The 21,891-nt window shown below is 63.1% G+C and carries 19 protein-coding genes and 3 tRNA genes; 21 read left to right on the top strand and 1 reads right to left on the bottom strand.

Translation table 11 applies throughout. The features are described from left to right. The 11 genes from AC22G6_RS10980 to pnp all read left to right on the top strand — a co-directional run bounded on the left by AC22G6_RS10980 (position 1) and on the right by pnp (position 12,781). Positions 1-1,203: a tryptophan--tRNA ligase gene (locus tag AC22G6_RS10980; RefSeq protein ID WP_487366798.1), complete on the top strand. Its 1,203-nt coding sequence runs from the start codon at positions 1-3 to the stop codon at positions 1,201-1,203. 44 nt (positions 1,204-1,247) lie between these two features. After that, a complete protein-coding gene (locus AC22G6_RS10975) occupies positions 1,248-2,087 on the top strand; it encodes a segregation and condensation protein A (RefSeq protein WP_108948682.1) in 840 nt (279 codons plus the stop codon). Next, on the top strand, positions 2,065-2,667 hold the full coding sequence (gene scpB, locus AC22G6_RS10970) for an SMC-Scp complex subunit ScpB (protein ID WP_108948681.1): 603 nt from the start codon (positions 2,065-2,067) through the stop codon (positions 2,665-2,667). The genes AC22G6_RS10975 and scpB overlap by 23 nt, the downstream gene beginning before the upstream one ends. After that, entirely contained in the window at positions 2,609-3,658 is a 1,050-nt protein-coding gene (gene rluB / locus AC22G6_RS10965; RefSeq protein WP_108948680.1) for a 23S rRNA pseudouridine(2605) synthase RluB, read from the top strand. The genes scpB and rluB overlap by 59 nt, the downstream gene beginning before the upstream one ends. A gap of 255 nt (positions 3,659-3,913) precedes the next feature. Further along, the gene (gene rimP / locus AC22G6_RS10960; RefSeq protein WP_108948679.1) at positions 3,914-4,348 is read left to right on the top strand and encodes a ribosome maturation factor RimP; all 435 of its coding nucleotides are present in this window, start codon (positions 3,914-3,916) and stop codon (positions 4,346-4,348) included. 27 nt (positions 4,349-4,375) lie between these two features. Further along, on the top strand, positions 4,376-5,851 hold the full coding sequence (nusA, locus tag AC22G6_RS10955) for a transcription termination factor NusA (RefSeq protein WP_487366797.1): 1,476 nt from the start codon (positions 4,376-4,378) through the stop codon (positions 5,849-5,851). Positions 5,852-5,864: 13 nt separating this feature from the next. Then, positions 5,865-8,843, top strand: coding sequence for a translation initiation factor IF-2 (infB, locus tag AC22G6_RS10950; protein ID WP_487366796.1), 2,979 nt, complete (start codon positions 5,865-5,867; stop codon positions 8,841-8,843). Positions 8,844-8,846: 3 nt separating this feature from the next. Then, a complete protein-coding gene (gene rbfA / locus AC22G6_RS10945) occupies positions 8,847-9,230 on the top strand; it encodes a 30S ribosome-binding factor RbfA (RefSeq protein ID WP_108948676.1) in 384 nt (127 codons plus the stop codon). 12 nt (positions 9,231-9,242) lie between these two features. After that, positions 9,243-10,166, top strand: coding sequence for a tRNA pseudouridine(55) synthase TruB (truB, locus tag AC22G6_RS10940; RefSeq protein WP_108948675.1), 924 nt, complete (start codon positions 9,243-9,245; stop codon positions 10,164-10,166). A gap of 78 nt (positions 10,167-10,244) precedes the next feature. Further along, on the top strand, positions 10,245-10,514 hold the full coding sequence (rpsO, locus tag AC22G6_RS10935) for a 30S ribosomal protein S15 (protein WP_108948674.1): 270 nt from the start codon (positions 10,245-10,247) through the stop codon (positions 10,512-10,514). A 164-nt stretch (positions 10,515-10,678) separates the two neighbouring features. Further along, entirely contained in the window at positions 10,679-12,781 is a 2,103-nt protein-coding gene (gene pnp, locus AC22G6_RS10930) for a polyribonucleotide nucleotidyltransferase (RefSeq protein ID WP_487366795.1), read from the top strand. A gap of 97 nt (positions 12,782-12,878) precedes the next feature. Here pnp and dksA read toward each other — a convergent pair whose 3' ends face one another. Further along, a complete protein-coding gene (gene dksA / locus AC22G6_RS10925) occupies positions 12,879-13,304 on the bottom strand; it encodes an RNA polymerase-binding protein DksA (RefSeq protein WP_108948672.1) in 426 nt (141 codons plus the stop codon). A gap of 197 nt (positions 13,305-13,501) precedes the next feature. Between dksA and AC22G6_RS10920 the strand changes: the two genes are divergently transcribed. From AC22G6_RS10920 to AC22G6_RS10875, 10 genes are all read left to right on the top strand, one after another. Then, a tRNA-Pro gene (locus tag AC22G6_RS10920) sits at positions 13,502-13,578 on the top strand. Positions 13,579-13,602: 24 nt separating this feature from the next. After that, positions 13,603-13,679, top strand: a tRNA-Arg gene (locus AC22G6_RS10915). A 64-nt stretch (positions 13,680-13,743) separates the two neighbouring features. Next, positions 13,744-13,819, top strand: a tRNA-His gene (locus tag AC22G6_RS10910). Between the two features lie 228 nt (positions 13,820-14,047). After that, positions 14,048-15,247 carry a tyrosine-type recombinase/integrase gene (locus AC22G6_RS10905; protein ID WP_023101691.1) on the top strand — a complete coding sequence of 400 codons (1,200 nt, stop codon included), beginning with the start codon at positions 14,048-14,050 and terminating at the stop codon, positions 15,245-15,247. Continuing rightward, a complete protein-coding gene (locus tag AC22G6_RS10900; protein ID WP_023101690.1) occupies positions 15,244-16,308 on the top strand; it encodes a PDDEXK nuclease domain-containing protein in 1,065 nt (354 codons plus the stop codon). The genes AC22G6_RS10905 and AC22G6_RS10900 overlap by 4 nt, the downstream gene beginning before the upstream one ends. Positions 16,309-16,653: 345 nt before the next feature. Further along, positions 16,654-17,163 (top strand): JAB domain-containing protein, encoded by a 510-nt coding sequence (locus AC22G6_RS10895; protein WP_487366794.1) that lies wholly within the window; start codon positions 16,654-16,656, stop codon positions 17,161-17,163. A 279-nt stretch (positions 17,164-17,442) separates the two neighbouring features. After that, entirely contained in the window at positions 17,443-17,793 is a 351-nt protein-coding gene (locus AC22G6_RS10890; protein WP_023101688.1) for a DUF2958 domain-containing protein, read from the top strand. A gap of 65 nt (positions 17,794-17,858) precedes the next feature. Beyond that, positions 17,859-18,137 carry a hypothetical protein gene (locus AC22G6_RS10885; RefSeq protein WP_023123544.1) on the top strand — a complete coding sequence of 93 codons (279 nt, stop codon included), beginning with the start codon at positions 17,859-17,861 and terminating at the stop codon, positions 18,135-18,137. A 719-nt stretch (positions 18,138-18,856) separates the two neighbouring features. After that, positions 18,857-19,687, top strand: a complete 831-nt coding sequence (locus AC22G6_RS10880) for a DUF932 domain-containing protein (RefSeq protein WP_023101686.1) — start codon at positions 18,857-18,859, stop codon at positions 19,685-19,687. Between the two features lie 75 nt (positions 19,688-19,762). After that, the gene (locus AC22G6_RS10875; RefSeq protein ID WP_487366793.1) at positions 19,763-21,829 is read left to right on the top strand and encodes a ParB/RepB/Spo0J family partition protein; all 2,067 of its coding nucleotides are present in this window, start codon (positions 19,763-19,765) and stop codon (positions 21,827-21,829) included. The last annotated feature ends 62 nt before the right edge of the window (positions 21,830-21,891 follow it).

Here is a 21,891-nt window from a genome sequence, read left to right as displayed (position 1 = left end):
ATGTACGCTGAACGCGTTCTCTCCGGCATGCGCCCGACCGGGCGTCTGCACCTCGGTCATTACCACGGAGTGCTCAAGAACTGGGTCAAGCTGCAGGAGGAGCATCCCTGCCTGTTCTTCGCTGCCGACTGGCATGCACTGACCACCGCCTACGATACCCCGGCGGTGATCGAAGACCATGTATGGGAGATGCTGATTGACTGGCTCGCAGCCGGCGTCGATCCGTCGCAGGCAACGCTGTTCATCCAGTCGCGCGTGCCCGAGCATGCGGAGCTGCATCTGCTGCTGTCGATGATGTGCCCGCTGGGCTGGCTCGAGCGTGTGCCGAGCTACAAGGATCAGCAGGACAGGCTCAGTGGCAAGGATCTCGGGACTTACGGTTTTCTCGGTTATCCCCTGCTGCAGGCGGCCGACATCCTGATCTATCGCGCCGATACCGTGCCGGTGGGTGAGGATCAGGTGCCGCATGTCGAGATGACGCGCGAAGTGGCGCGGCGCTTCAATCACCTTTACGGTCGCGAGCCCGGGTTCGAGAACAAGGCCAGGGATGCGGTGCGCAAGCTCGGCTCCCGGCGTGCCCGCATGTATGCCGAATTGCGCGTCCGCTTCCAGCAGGACGGCGAAGAGGATGCACTCGAACAGGCCAAGGCCTTGCTCGAGGAAACACAGAACCTGAGCCTCGGTGACCGTGAGCGTCTCTACGGTTACCTCGAAGGCAACGGCAAGATGATCCTGGTCGAGCCGGACGCCCTGCTGACCGATGCCCCGCGCATACCGGGTCTCGATGGGCAGAAGATGTCGAAGTCTCACAACAACACGATTTTCCTGCGCGAGGATGACGACAGCGTGGCGCGCAAGATACGCACCATGCAAACCGATCCTGCCCGCGCGCGGCGCACCGATCCGGGCGATCCGGATAAGTGCCCGGTGTGGCAGTTTCATGTGGTCTATTCGGACGAATCGACCCGGGACTGGGTGCAGAATGGCTGTCGCAGTGCGGGGATCGGCTGCATCGAGTGCAAGCAGCCGGTTGTCGATGCGGTGATCAAGGAGCAGGCTGGTTTGCGCGAGCGTGCGCGTCCCTATATCGAGGACCCGTCGCTGGTGCGCAACATTCTTGCCGATGGCTGCGAGCGCGCGCGCAAGCTTGCCCAGGAGACGATGCGGGATGTGCGCGAAGCAATGGGCTTGAGCTACGGGTGAGCGGATCGTGCTGAGTTTCGACGTCGGGATCCGCATGCTTCGCAATGACTGAAGCGACGCTGCCGCTGCCACTGGTCCCGATCGAAACGGTCGAGGATGTGGCGACAATCGCACGTCTTTACGGCGAGCCCATGCTCGAAATGCCGAAAGACCTGTATATTCCGCCCGACGCACTGCAGATCATCCTCGATGCGTTCGAGGGGCCGCTGGATTTGCTGCTGTATCTGATCCGCAAGGCCAACCTCAACGTTCTCGACATTCCGATGGCGCCGTTGACGGTTCAGTATCTGACGTACGTCGAAGCGATGCGTGCCAGCAATCTCGATCTGGCTGCAGACTATCTCTTGATGGCAGCGATGCTGCTCGAGATCAAGTCACGCATGCTGTTGCCGCGTCCGCCTCGGGACGATGCCGAGGAAGAAGATCCGCGCGCCGAACTGGTGCGCAGGCTGCTCGAGTACGAGCAGACCAAACTTGCCGCGGCGCGCCTCGATGCCATGCCGCGGGTCGAGCGCGATTTCGAGTGGGTGAGCGTGTTTGTCGCCGAGAAGGTGGTCGAGCGCCTGCCCGAGGTCAGCCTGCACGATCTGCAGCTGTCCTGGTTGCGCATCATGAAGAAGGCCCGGCTGACCCAGAATCACCGGGTAGGGCGCGAGCAGCTGTCTGTTCGCGAACACATGACGTCGATCCTGCGCAAGCTGGGGGGCGGCGATTTCGTGGTCTTCGATACGCTGTTCGAGCCTGAGCTGGGTGCGGCCGGCCTGGTGGTGAGCTTTTTGGCGGTGCTCGAACTGGTCAAGGAACGACTGGTCGATGTCACGCAGAACGAGGCCTTTGCGCCGATATACGTGAAACTGGCTGATGGATCGCGCGACAACGCCTGAACTGTGCAAACGCATCATCGAAACGGCACTGCTGGCGACGCCCGCACCGTTGACGGTGGGCGTCCTGCGCGGGCTGTTCGACGAAGATCCGGGGCCGGATCTGGTGCGGCGTCTGCTCGACGAGCTGCGCAACGACTGGGATGCGTCGGAGCGCGGTGTCGAGCTGGTGCAACTGGCAGGCGGCTGGCGTTTTCAGACGCGCCCTGCATTCCAGGTGTACCTGGATCGCCTGAAGGAGGAAAAACCGCCGCGTTATTCGCGTGCGGTCATGGAAACATTGGCAATCATTGCCTACCGCCAGCCGGTAACCCGTGGCGACATCGAGGATATTCGCGGTGTCACAGTCTCCCCTGGCGTACTGAAAACCCTGGAATCGCGAGGATGGATCGACGTTGTCGGTCATCGCGACACGCCCGGCAGGCCGGCGTTGTTCGCGACCACGCGACGTTTCCTGGATGATATGGGTCTGCGCAGCCTCACCGAGCTGCCGGCTCTCACTGAAATCGAAAGGATCATGGATCTTGTCGACACCACGCAAATCCAATCGGCCGCTGCGGCCGCCGACCAAGAAACCGACTGAGCAGGGGCGGCATCAGCCCCGCCAGGGTGGGCGCCGCGACGCGCCCGATGAATTCGTGGACGAGGATCGTCGTCCCGCCATGCGCCCGGACGCGCACAAGTCCGCGCTGGGTACGCCCGAAGGCATGACCCTCGAAGGGCCAGGGCGGGAGCGTCGCCGTGGCCCTGCCCAGAATGGTCCGGCGACCTTCACCGAACCCGAGCGTCTGCAGAAGGTGCTGGCTCAGGCCGGCGTGGCTTCGCGCCGCGAGATCGAAGAGCTCGTGGTTGCAGGTCGCATCTCGGTCAATGGTCTGCCCGCAGCGCTCGGGCAGAAGATCGGGCCGGGTGACCGGGTCAAGCTCAACGGCAAGCTGATTCCGCTGCGCTTCGTGCAGCGCACGCCGCGGGTGCTGATCTATCACAAGCCCGAGGGCGAGATCGTTTCGCGTGACGACCCTGAAGGCCGCCCAACCGTGTTCGAGCGCCTGCCGGTCCTGCGCAAGGGGCGCTGGCTCGCAGTGGGGCGTCTGGACTTCAATACCTCGGGTTTGCTGCTGTTTACCAGTGACGGCGATCTCGCCAACAAGCTGATGCACCCGCGCTATGAGATCGACCGTCAGTACGCGGTCCGTCTGCTGGGCGAACTGACTGAAGAGCAGGCGCGTCAACTGGTTGACGGCGTTGTGCTCGACGATGGTCCGGCGCGCTTCAACTCCCTGCAGGCTGCCGGTGGCGAGGGTGTGAACCACTGGTATCACGTGACGCTCTCGGAGGGGCGTAACCGAGAGGTCCGGCGCATGTTCGAGGCGATCGGACTCACCGTGAGCCGGCTGATACGGGTGCGTTACGGTCCGGTCGAACTGCCTTCACGGCTCAAGCGCGGGATGTGGATGGAAATGCCCGAGGTTGAGGTGTGCAAGCTTGCCGGCCTGCCGCCACCCCCGCCAAAGCAGGGGCCGCCGGGCAAGGCGCAACCGCCCAAGTTGCGGCGCACAGCGCCGCGCGCCTGAGCGTTCGGGCGCGAGAATAACTGCTGCGAGGTGCATGACAGCCTGCCATTTGGGTAAGGAACGATCCGCCAGGTTTGCAGCCCGTCGGGCATGCCGTGCATGAATTGTGCCGGTTTGCCCGTCGCGGGCTTTTCGCGCTATACTCGGCGGGCTTTATCGGGTGCTCCCAATAATGGGGAGCCCGATTCTCCGGTTGGGGTCAACAGGGATGGGCTTTTTGCCCATTTTTTATTTGTAGTCGCGGATGGCGTGAGTATGCGGGTGGATCTGGGAAGTCTGGTTGAGCAAGTGGTCAGTGGGCTCGGATACGAGCTGGTTGACCTTGAACTGTCGCCCAAGGGGCGGCTTTTTCGCGTCTTCATCGATATCGAGCGTGGTATCAACGTGGATGATTGCGCGACCGTCAGTAACCAGCTGACCCGGGTTTTCGAAGTCGAGAATATCGATTACGACCGCCTCGAGGTGTCGTCTCCGGGGCTCGATCGGCCGCTCAAGAAGCTGGTTGATTTCGAGCGCTTTGCCGGGCACGAGATCCAGTTGCGACTGTCCCTGCCAATCGGCAATCAACGAAATTTTGTAGGCGTGCTTCAGGGTGTGCGTGACGGCGAGGTGCTGCTCACGACTGAAAAGGGCGAGCTGAGCCTGCCCTATGCTGATATCGAAAAGGCACGCCTTGTTCCGAAATTCTGAGACTCTGGATGTGGAGGTTTTACTGAAATGAGCCGCGAAATTCTGCTGCTTGTGGATGCGCTGGCACGTGAAAAGAACGTTGCCAAAGACATCGTGTTCGCCGCGCTCGAGTCGGCGCTTGCCTCCGCGACCAAAAAGCGCGTTCATGACGATGCCGACGTTGTCGTCAGCATCAATCGCGATACCGGCGATTACGAGTCGGTTCGTCGCTGGGTGGTCATGCTCGACGAGGACGTGACCAACGATGAGGCCGAGATGGGCATCATCGATGCGCGCGAGGTCAAGGCCGACGTCGAGCTGGGTGATTACATCGAGGAAGCGCTCGAGCCGATCGACTTCGGCCGTATCGGCGCCCAGGCTGCGAAGCAGGTCATTCTGCAGAAAATTCGCGATGCCGAGCGCGAGCAGGTACTTAACGACTTCCTTGAACGCAAGGAATTCCTGGTTTCCGGCGCGATCAAGCGCATGGAGCGGGGCAATGCGATCATCGAAGTGGGCCGGATGGAAGCCGTGCTGCCGCGTGATCAGCACATTCCGCGCGAGAACCTGCGCGTGGGTGACCGCGTCCGGGCGTATCTGCTCAAGATCGATCGTGGCGCGCGGGGTCCGCAACTCATCCTGTCGCGCACCGCACCCGAATTCCTGATGAAGCTGTTCGAGCTTGAAGTGCCCGAGATCGAAGACGGCCTGCTCGAAATGAAAGCCTGCGCACGTGACCCCGGTCTGCGTGCGAAGGTGGCCGTCAAGTCGAACGATCCGCGTATCGATCCGATCGGTACCTGCGTCGGTCTGCGTGGTTCACGCGTAACCGCCGTGCGTAACGAGATCGGTGGCGAACAGATCGACATCATCGTGTGGTCTGCCGACCCGGCCCAGTTCGTGGTGTCGGCGCTGCAGCCCGCCGAAGTGGTTTCGATCGTTGTTGACGAAGAAGCACACGCGATGGATGTGGTGGTGGACGAGAACAATCTCGCCATCTCCATCGGTCGCAACGGGCAGAACGTCAAGCTGGCGTCCGAGCTGACCGGCTGGACCATCAATCTGATGAGCGAGCAGGAGTCGGCCGCCAAGTCGGAAGAAGAGCGCGGCGGTTTGCGCTCGGTCTTCATGGCCAAGCTGGATGTGGATGAGGAGCTGGCCGATATCCTGATCGACGAGGGTTTCTCCTCGCTTGAGGAAATCGCCTATGTGCCGCTCGCCGAAATGCTCGAAATCGAGTCCTTCGACGAAGACACGGTGAATGAGTTGCGCAACCGTGCGCGCAACGTGTTGCTGACTGAAGCAATTGTGACCGAGGAAAAACTGGAAAACGTCGCTGACGACCTGTTGAACCTCGATGGCATGGACAAGGCGCTTGCCGCTACGCTGGCGAGTCATGAGATTCGCACCCGGGACGACCTGGCTGACCTCGCGGTCGACGAGCTGGTTGAGATGGCCGGGATCGACGACGAACGAGCCAAGGCGCTGATTTCCGTTGCGCGCGCCCACTGGTTCGAAGAATGACGGGAGGGCAGTAATGGAACAAATGAGCGTGACCCAGTTTGCCGGCGAACTGAAAATGCCGGCGGCGGCGCTGCTCGAGCAGTTGAAGAGTGCCGGTGTCGTGAAGACCGGTGCGAACGATATGCTGACCGAGCAGGACAAGGCGCGTCTGCTCGAATATCTTCGGCGTGCGCATGGCGACGTCGAATCCAAGGGCAAGATCACTCTGACCCGCAAACAGACATCCGAGATCCGTGCGACCGACTCTACCGGTCGTGCGCGCACCGTGCAGGTCGAAGTCCGCAAGAAGCGGACCTTCGTCAAGCGCGATGACACCGCAGGTGGCGAAGCGACTGCTGCGGCGGCGGAAGATCAGGCTCCGGTCGAGAAGGTTGAAGCGGTTGCACCGGTCGAGGCTGTTGCCGCGCCGGCGCCCGTCGTCGAGCCCGTTCCTGCAGAGGCGCCTCCGGTCGTCGAGGCTGCACCCGAGCCTGAGCCCGTTGTTGCGCCCGAGCCGGTAGCGGAAGCCGCTGTCGAAGCGGTCGCAGCCGAGCCCGTGGCCGAGGTGGCTGCTCCCGAATCCGTGGTCAGCGCGCCTGTGCCCGCACCTGCTGCGTCTGCAGCAAGGAACGACGAGCGCAAGGGCGGTGATCGCAAAGGCAATGATCGCAAGAGCGGTGACCGCAAGCAGGCCGATGGCCGTGCCGGCGCGTCCCGTGGCGGTGACAACCGCCAGGCGGCTCCGAAAGCCGGCCCGGCACCGACCATGGTTCATTCCCGTCCGGTGCCGATCAGCCAGATCATCAGTGACGAAGAGGTTGCAGCGCGCGAGCGCGAATCGCGCCGTCACCGCGAACTGGTAGAGCGCCAGCAGGCCGACATCCGTGCCCGCCAGGAGCGCGAGCAGGCCGCCAAGGCTGCAGCCGAGAACCGCCGCCTTGAAGAAGAGGCGCGTGTCGTCGCCGAGCAGAAGGCGAAGGAAGAAGCTGCGCGTCCGGCGGCTGCGAAGCCTGCCAAGTCGACCTCCGGTACGCTGCACAAGCCGGCGAAGACCGAAGACAAGACCAAGGATTCGGCAAACAAGCGCGGCGGTGCGCGTGAAAGCGAAAGCAGCAAGCGTCGTGGCCTGAAGACCCGTGGCGAAGTCGGTGCATCGACGTCCGGCAACGCCTGGCGCGGTGCCAAGGGTGGTGGCCGTCACAGCCGCCATCAGCAGGACGATCGCCAGACCTCGTTCCAGGCGCCTGTCGAGCCGATCGTGCGTGAGATCCATGTGCCGGAAACCATTTCCGTCGCCGATCTTGCCCACAAGATGGCCGTCAAGGCGACCGAAGTGATCAAGGCGCTCATGAAGATGGGCATGATGGTCACGATCAACCAGGTGCTGGACCAGGAAACGGCGATGATCATCGTCGAAGAACTGGGCCACCAGGCTGTTGCTGCAAAGCTCGACGATCCGGATGCCTTCCTCGACGTCACCGAGGAGCAGAAGGATGTGGCAGTGCTGCCGCGTGCGCCGGTGGTGACCGTGATGGGGCACGTCGACCACGGCAAGACCTCGCTGCTCGACTACATTCGTCGCGCCAAGGTTGCAGCCGGCGAGCATGGCGGCATTACGCAGCACATCGGTGCGTATCACGTGGAAACGCCGCGTGGCATGATCACCTTCCTCGATACCCCGGGTCACGAAGCCTTTACGGCCATGCGTGCCCGTGGTGCGAAGGCGACCGACATCGTCATTCTGGTGGTGGCTGCGGACGACGGCGTGATGCCTCAGACCCGTGAAGCGATTCACCACGCCAAGGCCGCCAACGTGCCAGTCGTGGTGGCGATCACCAAGATCGACAAGCCCGAGGCCAATCTCGAGCGCGTCAAGCAGGAACTGGTTGCCGAGAGCGTGATCCCGGAAGAGTACGGTGGCGACACCATGTTCATGCCGGTTTCCGCGAAGAGTGGAGAAGGCGTGGATGCGCTGCTCGAAGCGCTGCTGCTGCAGGCCGAAGTGCTCGAACTGACGGCACCGGTCGAATCTGCAGCCAAGGGCCTGATCGTGGAAGCGCGTCTCGACAAGGGTCGTGGTCCGGTGGCTTCGATGCTGGTTCTGTCCGGCACCCTGCACAAGGGCGACGTGCTGCTCGTGGGCGCGACTTTCGGTCGCATCCGTGCAATGCTCGACGAGAACGGCAAGGCGATCGATTCCGCAGGTCCTTCGATTCCGGTCGAGATCCTGGGTCTCTCCGACGTGCCGGCAGCTGGCGACGAAGCGATCGTGCTCGGCGACGAAAAGAAGGCGCGCGAGATTGCGCTCTTCCGTCAGGGCAAGTTCCGTGACGTCAAGCTGGCCAAGCAGCAGGCGGCGAAGCTCGAAAGCATGTTCGAGCAAATGTCGGACGGCGAGGTCAAGAGCCTCCCGCTCATCATCAAGGCTGACGTGCAGGGTTCGCAGGAAGCGCTGGTGCAGTCGCTGGTCAAGCTCTCGAACGACGAAGTCCGTGTCAACGTCATTCACGGTGCGGTCGGTGCCATTTCCGAATCGGATGTGAACCTGGCGCAGGCGTCGGGTGCGGTGATCATCGGCTTCAATACGCGTGCCGATGCCGGTGCGCGCAAGCTGGCCGAGACCTTTGGCGTCGATATCCGCTACTACAACATCATTTACGATGCTGTGGATGAGGTGCGTTCCGCGCTGTCGGGCATGCTGTCGCCGGAGAAGCGCGAGGAGATCATCGGTCTGGTGGAGATTCGCCAGGTCTTCACGATTTCCCGTGTTGGCTCGGTCGCCGGTTGTTATGTGCTCGAGGGCATGGTCAAGCGCGGTTCTTCCGTGCGTCTGTTGCGCAACCATACGGTCGTGTGGTCGGGCGAGCTCGAATCGCTCAAGCGCTTCAAGGACGATGTCAAGGAGGTCAAGTTCGGCTACGAATGCGGTCTCCAGCTCAAGAACTACAACGACATTCACGAAGGCGACCAGCTCGAGGTGTTCGAGATCAAGGAAATTGCACGGACGCTTTGATCAATGCCTAAGGAATATTCCCGCAGTCAGCGCGTGGTGGAGCAGATCCGCCGCGAGCTGGCGGAGCTGATCAGGCTCGAGGTGAAGGATCCGCGTGTCGGATTCATCACCCTGACCGACGTCGAGATCACGCCAGACTATGCGCACGCCAAGGTCTTCTTTACCGCGATGATGGGTAAGGAAACCGTGCCGGAGATCCTTCAGGGTCTGCGGCGCGCGAGCGGATTCCTGCGCCGTGAACTCGGTCGCCGGATTCGTATTCACACCATCCCCGAGCTGCATTTCGAGTACGACCAGTCGGTAGAGGAGGGCAGCCGCATGTCCCAGCTCATCGACCAGACCGTGCGCGAGGACGAAGCACGCAGCCGGGATGAGAACGACGACTGATTGCGTGCTGTCTTGAAGCGTACCCAGCGCAAGATCATTCGCCGTGCGGTTGACGGCGTGCTGCTGCTCGACAAGCCTCAGGGGCTGACGTCGAACGCAGCACTGCAGACGGCTCGCCGTCTGCTCAACGCGGCAAAGGCCGGTCATACCGGCACGCTCGACCCGATGGCAAGCGGCCTGCTTCCGCTGACTTTCGGGGAAGCCACCAAGTTTTCACAGATGCTGCTCGATGCGGACAAGGCCTACGAGGCCGGTGTGCAGCTGGGCGTCGATACCGATACGGGCGACGCCGAGGGAACGGTGCTTGCAACGCATCCTGTTGCAGTGAGCGAAGAAGCATTGCGCGAGGTGTTGTCGCGGTTTGTCGGTGACATCGATCAGGTGCCGCCGATGTATTCGGCACTCAAGCGCGATGGAAAACCCTTGTACGAATATGCGCGTGCGGGCATCGAGCTCGAGCGCAGTGCGCGCAGGGTAAGGATCTCCTCGATCGACCTGGTGTCCTTCGACGGTAGCCGTTTCGTGATCCGTGTGGATTGCAGCAAGGGAACCTACATTCGTTCGCTTGCAATGGATATCGGCGCGGCCCTGGGTTGCGGCGCACATCTGTGTGCCTTGCGGAGAACCCGGATCGGTGCCTTTGGCATCGAGGACGGTGTTCCGCTGGCGCAGCTCGAAGCTGCGGAGATGGATGCTCGGGACGGGATGCTGGCGCCGGCTGATACGCTGGTCAGCGCGTTTCCGCGGATCGATCTCGATGCGCAGCAGGCCCAGTACATGCTCCAGGGGCGGCCGTTGAGCCTGACGGAGCAGGGCGAAGGTTTTGCCCGGATCTACGGTCCGGATGCTTTTCTCGGCCTTGCCGAGTGGAAGCCAGACGGAAAATTGTGGGCGAAACGCCTCATCGCAACGGGTGAGGCGAATCAAAGTACGTGATTTTGATTGAATTTTTGGTGCGGCAATGGGTATAATCCGCCGCTTCTGATTGGCCGAACGAAAAGAGTAAACACGCACATGTCTCTCGATATTGCAACCAAGGCGCAAGTCGTCTCCGATTACCAGCGCGCTCCGGGCGATACCGGTTCGCCTGAAGTCCAGGTCGCCCTGCTGACCGCCCGTATCAATGGCCTGACCGGCCACTTCAAGGAACACGCGAAGGATCATCACTCCCGCCGTGGTCTGCTGAAGATGGTTAGCCAGCGCCGCAAGCTGCTCGACTACCTGAAAGGTCGCAATGCCGAGAGCTATCGTAGCCTGATCGAGCGTCTGGGCCTGCGTAAGTAAGTCGCTGCTCGTGATCAGCCCGACAGCGCCCGAAACGGCTGCCTGAGCAAGCAAAAGCCGGGGCGACCCCTTAGGGTCGCTCCGGCTTTGTCACATTCAGGACGGGTTTCTGGCCTGTTCCTGCAGTTGTTGTTCGCTGCATCCAATGTTTAAAGGAATTTCCCTTGCCTACTTCCATCAAGAAATCATTCGCCTACGGCGCGCACACCGTCACCCTCGAGACCGGCGAGATTGCTCGTCAGGCCGGCGGTGCTGTGATCGTCAATATGGACGACACCATGGTGCTGGCCACCGTGGTTGCGGCCAAGGAAGCCAAGCCCGGTCAGGACTTCTTTCCGCTGACCGTCGATTACGTTGAGAAGTTTTACGCTGCCGGCCGTATTCCCGGTGGTTTCTTCAAGCGTGAAGGCCGTCCGACCGAGAAGGAAACCCTGACCTCGCGCCTGATCGACCGCCCGATCCGCCCGCTGTTTCCGGAAGGCTTCAACAACGAAGTCCAGGTCATCGCGCTGGTCCTGTCGCTGAACCCTGAAGTTGACGCCGACATCCCGGCGATGATCGCTGCTTCGGCCGCACTTGCAATCTCCGGTGTGCCTTTCAGCGGCCCGATCGGCGCTGCACGCGTCGGTTACGCCGATGGTCAGTACCTGCTCAACCCCACCACCGAGCAGCTCAAGACGAGCGAACTCAACCTGGTGGTGGCTGGTACCGAAGCAGCCGTGCTGATGGTCGAATCCGAAGCGCGCGAACTGTCCGAAGAAGTCATGCTTGGTGCCGTCGTGTTCGGTCACGAGCAGATGCAGCACGCCATCCGTGCAATCAATGAGCTGGTCGAAGTCGCCGGCAAGCCGGAGTGGGACTGGAAGGCGCCGCCTGCCAACGAGACCCTGATTGCGCGTATCGAGGAGCTGGCCAAGGCCGACCTCGAGGCCGCTTTCAACATCACCAGCAAGCAGGCCCGCAGCGCCCGCATCAGCGAGATCCTGAAGGCGACCGTTGCCGCGCTGACCGATGGCGTCGAAGTGCCGCCTTCGCTCAACGAAGTGAAGGACATCTTCTTCAATCTCGAGTCCGGCATCGTCCGCAGCCGCATCCTGAATGGCGAGCCGCGTATCGACGGTCGCGACACCCGCACCGTGCGTCCGATCGAGATCCGTACCGGTGTGCTGCCGCGTGCCCATGGCTCGGCCCTGTTCACCCGCGGTGAAACCCAGGCGCTGGTGGTTGCCACCCTCGGCACTGGCCGCGACGAGCAGATCATCGACGCGATCGCCGGCGAGTACCGCGAGAACTTCATGCTGCACTACAACTTCCCGCCGTTCTGCACCGGCGAGACCGGTCGTTTCGGCATCACCAAACGTCGCGAAGTCGGCCACGGCCGTCTTGCCAAGCGCGCACTGATCGCCGCGCTGCCGAAGCCGGAAGATTTCAGCTACACCGTGCGTCTGGTGTCGGAAATTACCGAGTCGAACGGTTCGAGCTCGATGGCTTCCGTGTGCGGTGGCTCTCTCGCGCTGATGGATGCTGGTGTGCCGATGACTGCGCACGTGGCCGGTATCGCCATGGGCCTGATCAAGGACGGCAACCGCTTCGCCGTGCTGACCGACATCCTGGGCGACGAGGATCACCTCGGCGACATGGACTTCAAGGTGGCCGGTACCGAAAACGGTATCACTGCACTGCAGATGGACATCAAGATCCAGGGCATCACCAAGGAGATCATGAAGGTCGCGCTGTCGCAGGCAGGTGAGGGTCGCATCCACATCCTCGGCCTGATGAAGCAGTCGCTCGACACCGCGCGTGTCGAAGTGTCCGAGTTCGCTCCGCGCATGATCAACATCAAGATCAACCCCGAGAAGATCCGCGACGTGATCGGCAAGGGTGGTGCAGTGATCCGCGGTCTGCAGGAAGAGACCGGCGCCGTGATCGAGATTCAGGACGACGGCAACGTCACCATCTCCTGCGTCAGCGCGGAAGGTGCCCAGGCTGCCAAGGCCAAGATCGAGGCGATCACCGCCGAAGTCGAAGTCGGCAAGATCTACGAAGGTACGGTCGTGCGTCTGCTCGACTTCGGTGCCATCGTAAACATCATGCCGGGCCGCGATGGTCTGCTGCATGTGTCGCAGATCGCCAACGAGCGTGTGAATAACGTTGCCGACTACGTCAAGGAAGGTCAGGCCGTCCGCGTCAAGGTTCTCGAGACCGACGAGCGCGGCAAGATCCGCCTGAGCATGAAGGCGCTGCTCGAGCAGGCCGCAACGAACTGATCGGCTGAAGTCGCCGAGCATGAGAAAGGGACGCCTCGGCGTCCCTTTTTTTGTGTGCTCGCCGCTTGTCGCAGCGTGCTGAATGCAAGGGCGCTATTCAGCGCGCGATCTGGCGCTCACGGATCTCCTCGAGTGTCTTGCAGTCGATGCACAAAGTGGCCGTAGGACGCGCCTCAAGGCGCTTCAGGCCGATTTCCACGCCGCAGCTGTCACAGTACCCATACTCGCCTTCCTCAATGCGCTGGAGCGCCTCGTTGATCTTCTTGATCAGCTTGCGTTCGCGGTCGCGGCTGCGCAATTCGAGCGACAGATCGGACTCCTGGCTTGCGCGATCGTTGGGATCGGCAAAGGAGGTCGTCTCGTCCTGCAAGGTATGGACGGTGCGTTCGATGTCGTCGGACATTTCCTGTCTGAGCGCAGTGAGCATCTCCCGAAAATGGGCGGTCTGCTTCTCGCTCATGTAATCTTCGCCGGGCGCCGGGGTGTAGGACGGAAACTGTCTGTGGAGGAATTCTTCAGCCATGACTTGAGAGGCCTTATCTGGGCGGCAATAAGTTGGAGTTCCGTTAAATATCAGAAATGACGAGGCTAAACAAGCGGTCTCGATCGCGATTCCGGCGCTGTGGCAAGCGGCGGCCGCGGGGCTGAAACGACGCCTTGAAGCGATTATTAGAAAAATGTTTGACGGGCCGGGAAAGTGTCTGTAAAGTGCGCGGCTCTCGGGGTGTAGCGCAGCCTGGTAGCGCATCTGCTTTGGGAGCAGAGGGTCGTGAGTTCGAATCCCACCACCCCGACCAGCTTCACCCCGATGCCCGCGGGATCTGCCCGTAGCTCAACTGGATAGAGCACCGGCCTTCTAAGCCGGGGGTTGCAGGTTCGATTCCTGCCGGGCAGGCCAGAGAAGTTGTCTGGAATGGATTTACAAGTTTCTGGATCTTGTCATTGACAGGGTCCTGACGGCGGCGGCATTAGCTCAGTTGGTAGAGCATTGGATTGTGGCTCCAAAGGTCACCGGTTCGAAACCGGTATGTCGCCCCAAGCTACGAAGGGCAATCGCCCAACAAGAAACCGTCCGAGAGGGCGGTTTTTTGTTTGACGATGACTCCAGCCCGGTACTTCGCTGGACTACGCCGAAGCTCGATACAGCAGGTTTATCAATAACTTAGGCGCGTCCATCATATGCCGGTGCTTTCTGAAACTTGACCCGGTTTCCCCTCGCGCCGCTCCTATGTGGCTCTTGGAACCGGGTCGTTCCAAGGAGTCATCATGGCAAAGATCAAGCTCACCAAGACCGCCGTAGAGGCGGCGCAACCCCAGGCCAAGGACGTCGAACTGCGGGATACCGTAGTGCCCGGCTTCCTGTGCAAGATTACCCCAGCGGGCCGCAAGGTGTTCATGCTCCAGTACCGCACGAACGCCGGTCAGCCCCGCAAGCCCTCGCTGGGGCTGTACGGGGAACTGACCGTGGAGCAGGCGCGCGTCATGGCGCAGGACTGGCTGGCCGAGGTTCGCCGGGGTGGCGACCCCGGCGGCGCCAAGGCCGAGGCGCGCAAGGCGCCCACGATGGAGGCGCTGTGCAAAAAGTTCATGGAGGACTACTCCAAGAAGCGCAACAAGCCCACCACGCAGCGCGGCTACCAGGCCGTCATTGACCGCTGCATCGTTCCGGTGCTGGGGCGCAAGAAAGTGCAGGACGTGAAGCGGCCCGACATTGCCGCGTTGATGGAAAAGTTCGCCTACAAGCCGGCCGAGGCGAACAACGCCTTTGGCGTGCTGCGCAAGATGTTCAATCTGGCCGAAGTGTGGGGCTACCGCCCGGACGGCACGAACCCGTGCCGCCACGTTCCGATGTTCCCGCCCGGCGAGGAAACCCGGCTCATCGTTGACGACGAGCTGGCGCTGATCTTTCGCCAACTGGAGAAGCTGGAGGCCGAAGGGCTGGAGAACTACGTCATCCCGCTGGCGATCCGCCTGCAATTCGAGTTCGCTGGCCGCCGTTCTGAAATCTGCACGCTCGAATGGAGCTGGATCGACCTGGAAAATCGCCGCGTCGTGTGGCCCGACAGCAAGACCGGCGGCCTTTCCAAGCCCATGAGCGCGGAAGCCCATCGGCTGCTTTCGACGGCCCCGCGCCGGGAGGGTTGCCCGTATGTCCTGCCGTCTCCCAACGACCCGGCCCGGCACCTGACCTTCGGCGAGCACTATGGCGGCTGGTGCCGGGTACTCAAGGCCGCTGGCGTCCCGCATGTCGGCACGCACGGCATCCGCCACCGCTCCACGACCGACATTGCCAATTCGGGCGTACCGACCAAGGTAGGCATGAAGCTGACGGGCCACAAGACCGTGGCGATGTTCATGCACTACGTCCACACCGAGGACAAGCCGGTGCGCGATGCGGCCGAGCTGGTGGCCAGCCGACGCCAGGCCATCACTGGCGCACGGCAGGCCGAAGGAGTGGCGGCATGAACCAGCGCAAGGCATCCGTAGCGTCACCCGCAGCGCCTTCGGCGCTGCTGGGCGACATTCGGGCACTGATCGAGGCGGCGCGGCAACGCGCCGCCTCGGCGGTGAATAGCGAGTTGACGATGCTCTATTGGCGCATCGGCCAGCGCATCCACACGCAGGTCTTGGAGGGCCGGCGAGCCGACTACGGCGAGGAAGTGGTGTTGACCCTGGCGGCGCAGTTGGTCAAGGAGTACGGCGGCAGTTTCGCGGTCAAGAACCTGCGCCGCATGGTGCAGTTCGCCGCCGCCTACCCGGACGAGCGAATTGTCGTATCACTGATACGACAATTGAGCTGGACGCATTTCATCGCCCTGATCCCGCTGAAAGACCCGCTCCAGCGGGACTACTACGCGCAGATGGCGAGCGCCGAACGCTGGAGCGTGCGAACGCTGCGCGAGCGCATCGACTCGATGCTGTACGAGCGCACGGCGCTGTCGCAGAAGCCAGGGGAGATGATCGCGCAGGAGCTGGCGACGATGCGCGATGCGCAGCGCATGTCGCCCGCGCTGGTCATGCGCGACCCGTACATTCTCGACTTCCTGGGGCTGCGTGACACTTGGCAGGAAAGCGACCTCGAAGCCGCGATCATTCGTGAAATGGAGTCATTCCTGCTGGAGCTGGGCGCAGGTTTCAGCTTCGTGGCCCGGCAGAAGCGCATCCCGATTGACGACGAGGATTTCCACCTCGACCTGCTTTTCTACAACCGCAAGCTGCGGCGGCTGGTGGCGGTGGAGTTGAAGGTCGGCGAGTTCAAGGCGGCCTACAAGGGCCAGATGGAGCTTTACCTTCGCTGGCTCGACAAGCACGAACGGGAGCCGGAGGAAGCCTCGCCGCTGGGCATCATCCTTTGCACCGGCAAGAAGCGCGAGCAGATCGAGTTGCTGGAGCTGGACAAGTCGGGCATCCACGTCGCCGAGTACCTGACCGCCTTGCCGCCAAGGGGTGTGCTGGTGGAGCGGTTGCAACAGGCAACGCAGCGGGCACAGTTGCAGATCGAGCAGCGCAAGACCGATAGCGGGTAGTCCTGTTCCCAGCAGTCGGGCGTCCCGGCGTTCCGCCGTCGCGCTGTCGTGCTGCGCATCGAGCCTCGCTGCGCGAGTCTCGCCCCATGCGGGCTTCCATCACTGACGCCTCCGGCCCTGGCGGGCCTGCGCGCTCCGCTTGCCCCAACAGCCGAGGGTGTGCAGTGGGCGGGGTGTAGGCGGTCTTGCTGTTCCCTTCACCGTATCACGGCGTTCTCGCCGTCAAGGGCGGCGCGCGCCATGCGCGCTTGCGTCCTGGCGGCCGTCTGCGACCCCTGACTGCTTGCGCTGCGCCGTGCTGGCGACGGTTCCGGGCAATTCCGCCCGAGCAACCGGAGCACGATCATGTCGCAACTGTCCTTTTCCTCGTTCGATTCCTCGCTGATGGTGCGTGACACGCAGGGCCGCTACCTGCTGGCGACTGCCGAGCAGATTCTGGACGCCGCGCGCCAGGCCATCGAGCGCAAGATGCAGCGCGGTACGTCGTTCACATCGCCGGCGGCAGTCAAGGAATACCTGTGCGCCAAGCTGGCCGGCTTCGAGCATGAAGTCTTCGCGGTGCTGTTCCTCGATACACACCATCGGTTGATCGAATACGCCGAGATGTTCCGCGGCACCATCGACGGCGCATCGGTGTATCCGCGCGAGCTGGTCAAGGAAGCGCTGCGGCACAACGCGGCGGCGGTCATCATTTCGCACAACCACCCGAGCGGCAATCCCGAGCCGTCGCAGGCCGACAAGGTACTGACGCAGCGGCTCAATGAGGCGCTGAGGCTGGTGGACGTGCACGTGCTGGATCACGTCATCGTCGCGGGCAACAGCACGGCATCCTTCGCCGAACGCGGCCTGATTTGACCTTGGGGGCTTCGGCCCCTTTTTGCTGCGCCTGGTGGCGCAACTCCGGCCCTCGCGGGCCTGCGCGTGCTGCGCACTTGCCGAAAGCCGGGGTGCGTGGAGGTGTGAGGGAGGCGGTCTTGCTGTTCCCTTCATCGTGCCACGGCGTTCTCGCCGTCAAGGGCTGCGCGCCGATGGCGCTTGCGTCCTGGCGGCCGTCGTTGACCCCTGACTGCTTGCGCTGCGCCGTGCCCCGGAAGGGTCGGGCAATTCCGCCCGGCAACCTTTCAGGAGTTCACCATGAACAACCTACTCATCACTACCGAGCAGCGCATCGTGCTGCTGGCCAACGGCCGCGCATCGCTGGAGAACCCGGACTTCGATCCGGCTCCAGTGGTCAAGCTGTTCACGCCGGACGGCGGCGCGACTTGGCTGCTGACCGAGATTGATCCAGACGACCACGACCACGCCTTTGGTCTTTGCGACCTGGGCCTGGGGGAGCCGGAAATCGGCTGGGTCAGCTTGGACGAGCTGGCGAGCGTGCGCGGCGGGCTGGGCCTGCCGATCGAGCGCGACCTGTCTTTCCGGGCAGAGAAGCGTCTAAGCGGCTATGCGCGTGATGCGCGGCTGGCCGGGCGAATCGTCGTCTGACTTCGCCCTTGGAGCGCCGCAAGGCGCTCCTTGCGCTTTTTCGACCATCACAGGAGATCAATGCCATGAGCAGCCATCACGACTACATCATCGAAATCACCGCGCAGCATGATGCGCTCAAGCCGTTCGCGCCGGAGAACGGCCAGCCGCTGCGCTTCAAGATCGGTGACGCGGTGATCTACACCAACGAATACGGCGTGCAGTTCCGTAGCTGCATCAACGGGTTCTACCGCCCGACCGAGCCTTCGGGGCTGTATGCGCGCGGTATGCGCTACTACCTCGATTCGTCAGCGCCGTGGATGCCGGTTGCGCAATCCAGCCTGCGCCCTGACGACTCGGCCTGATGCCTTCGCGCCCCTTCCGGGGCGCTGCGCGCTGCGCTTGCCTCCAGGGGAAAGCCCTGCGGGCTATCCCCGCCGCGCGAGGCTTGGCACCCCTAAAGACCGCCGAACCGGCTGCGCCGGATCGGCCAGAAATCCGCAGCCACAGCAGAACCCGCTTCCCGATGTGTGGGGCGTAGTGCGCTTGGTGCTCATCGAACCTTGAAGGCTGGGCGTCCCCGGCCACCTGGGAGATGGCCGGTCGCGCTGTCGTGCGCGTAGCGCATCAAACCCCCTTCGGGGTTTCGCCCCTGTCGGGCTTCCATCGTTCCCTCGCTCCGCTCGGCTGACGCCTCCGGCCCGGCTTCCAGCTTCGGGCCTGCGCGCTTCGCTTGCCGTGCGGTCAGCGCAAGGGGAAGGCCGTTGCCATGTCCAGCCGTCTCCCCTGACTTCATCACCTTGTCCGCGACTGTAGCCCGCGCCCGTGTGCCGTCAAGGCGCGCAGGGCCGTGTCCTCGGCTGCGCCTGCGGGCCGCACCAACCCTGCGCTTGCCTCCTTGACGGCACACGTTCGCGCGCTCCTGACCGTCGCGGGCGATGAACTCAGGAAAGACGGTGGCAACAGGGCCAACCGGGTTCCTCTCGCCGACCGCACCAAACAGCCGAAAGGCTGGGCTCCGAATCTAGGAATCCGGTGTGCGGTGTGAACAGCAAACCCTTTTTTCTTTGTCAGGAGAAATGAAATGCAACTCGCATCCCGATTCGCTTCCCGTTCCCCCTCGCTGCGCAGCGACTACCCGCTGTCCGATGACCAGATTCACCGCGTAGCGCCGTCCATCTTCGCGGACGCGCCGCATGAAAGCCGTTCGCAGCGGTACGCCTACATCCCCACCGCTGCCGTGCTGACCGAGCTTCGCAAAGAGGGGTTTCAACCCTTCATGGTGACGCAAACCCGCGTGCGCGACGAAGGCAAGCGCGAGCACACCAAGCACATGATTCGCCTGCGCCACGCCAGCCAGATCAACGGCGCGGAGGCCAATGAAATCGTGCTGCTGAACTCGCACGATGGCACGAGCAGCTATCAGATGCTGGCCGGGATGTTCCGGTTCGTGTGCAGCAATGGCCTTGTGTGCGGCGACACCGTGGCCGATGTGCGCGTGCCCCACAAGGGCGACGTTTCCGGGCACGTCATCGAAGGCGCTTACGAAGTTTTGCGCGGCTTCGACCGGGTGAAGGATTCCCGCGATGCCATGCGCGCAATCACGCTGGACGAAGGCGAGGCCGAAGTGTTCGCCCGCGCCGCGCTGGCCCTCAAGTACGACCCCACCGACAACAAGCCCGCGCCCATCACCGAATCGCAAATCCTGATGCCGCGCCGGTTCGACGACCGCCGCCCGGACTTGTGGAGCGTGTTCAACCGCACGCAAGAAAACCTGACCAAAGGCGGATTGCATGGCCGCAGCGCCAACGGACGCCGCCAGCAAACCCGCCCGGTGCAGGGCATTGATTCCGATGTGCGCCTGAACCGCGCCCTCTGGATGCTGGCCGATGGCCTGCGCCAGTTGAAAGCCTGACCCCTTCCGATGTTTCACCCGCCGGAGGGGCGGTTTCCCCTCCATTCCCTTGTTTCACTTGATTGGAGAACCACCATGAACGCCATCACCTACACCGAAGCCCGCGCCGTCAACACCGCCGCCGCTGTCCCGCTGGAAGCCGCCGACCCGACCAAGAACCTGATTCTGGTTCCGCTGTCGCGGCTGGTGCTGCGCCCCACGGGCCGCAACGTGCGCAAGACCCCGCGCATGTCCATCCCCGAATTGGCCGCGAGCATCCAGCGCGTGGGCCTGCTGCAAAACCTGATCGTGATTGCATCCGCCGATGGCGAGCACTACGAAGTCGTGGCCGGTGGCCGCAGGCTGGCCGCGTTGAAGCTGCTGGCGAAGAAGCACCGCATCAGCAAGGAATGGGAGGTGCCTTGCCTGCTGGTGGCCGATGGCACCGCCCGCACGGCCAGCCTCACCGAGAACGTGCAGCGCGAAGCGATGCACCCGGCAGACCAGTTCGAGGCATTCGCCGCGCTGGTGGCCGAAGGCCGACCCATCGAGGACATTGCAGCGGATTTCAGCGTGTCCCCGCTGGTGGTGCAGCGCCGCTTGAAGCTGGCGAACGTATCGCCCCGCCTGCTGGCCGACTACCGCGCCGAAGCCGTGAGCCTTGACCAGTTGATGGCCCTGGCCATCACCGACGACCACACCGCGCAGGAAGTCGCCTTCTACGATGCGCCAACATGGCAACGCCAGCCGTCCGCGCTGCGCGACCGCCTCACCGAAAGGGAAATCGACGCCTACCGGCATCCGCTGGTGCGCTTCGTCGGGCTGGACACCTACGAGGCCGCAGGCGGTGGCGTGCGCCGTGACCTGTTCGCCGAAGGTGACGCGGGCGTGTACCTGACCGATGCTGCGTTGCTGGACAGGCTGGCGCAAGACCGGCTGGCGGGCATCGCCGCCGAAGTGAAGGCCGAAGGCTGGGCATGGGTGGATGCCACGCCGGGCGTGACCCATGCCGACCTGCACGCCTTCCAGCGTGCGCCGAGGGAGCGGCGCGAACCGACCAAGCGCGAAGCGCAGCGCATCGAAAAGCTGCAAGCCAAGATGCAGGAACTGGCCGCAGCCGTGGATGACGCGCTGGACGTCGACGACGAGGAAAAGGCCGATGCCTTGCAGGAAGAAGGCGAAGCCGTGGGCGAGCAGTTGCAGGCGCTGGAAGATGGCTTGCAGGACTACAGCCCGACCGTGAAGGCCGCAGCCGGTGCCATCGTCACCATCGACCGCAACGGGCAGGCCGTCATCCATTGCGGCCTGCTGCGCGAGGCCGAGGCCAAGGCGCTGCGCACGCTGGAACGCCTGCGCCAAGGTTTCAGCGGCGAGGATGCCGTGAACGACGACGAAGGCGAAGACGGAGACAGCGAAGGGCAGCCCAAGACCGCCGCCATGTCCGACCGGCTGGCGCAACGGTTGAGCGCCCATCGCACCGCCGCGCTGCAAATCGAAGTGGCACGGCATCCGCAAGTGGCGCTGGCCGCGCTGGTGCATGGCATGGTGCAGACCGTTTTGCAGGAAAGCCACTACGGCCACGATCTGCCGCTGGGCGTGAGCCTGAAAGTGCAAGACCGGCTGGAAGGCATGGCCCCGGACTGGCCGGAATCGCCCGCCGCCGTGGCGCTGCGCGAACTGCAACAGGTGGCGGGCGAAGCCTTGCCCGAGGACAGCGCCGAACTGTTCGCCGCGCTGCTGGCGAAGTCGCGAGACGAACTGGTGCGGCTGCTGGCGGTATGCGTGGCCGTCACGGTGGACGTGGTGACACCCCGCACCACGCGGCAGCAGCCGGGCGAAGAACTGGCGCAGGCCGTGGGGCTGGACATGGCCGCGTGGTGGAAGCCATCCAATGAAGGTTATTTCCGGCATGTGCCGAAGGCCGCGATTCTGGAAGCCGTTGAGCAGTTCGCACCGTCGCACGTCACCCGGCTGGCGAAGTTGAAGAAGGCCGACATTGCCAGCGAAGCCGAGCGGCTGGCGGATGGAACCGGATGGATGCCCGCCATCTTCGCCACCGAAGGCACGCAGGAAGCCACGCAGGCAGAACCGCAGGCGCAGGATGACGCCCCGGAGGATGCCGAGGCACTGGCGGATGAACCCGCCGTGGCGCTGGCCGCTTGACCTGCGCCGATGGCAAGCGCCCCGGCCTTGAACCGGGGCGCTTCGCTTGAAGGAGAACGCCC

This window comes from Parazoarcus sp. PS-13 R2A (assembly GCF_057621855.1).
Note: the sequence above shows the minus strand (reverse complement) of the source record. Positions and strands in the feature narration are given on the sequence as shown.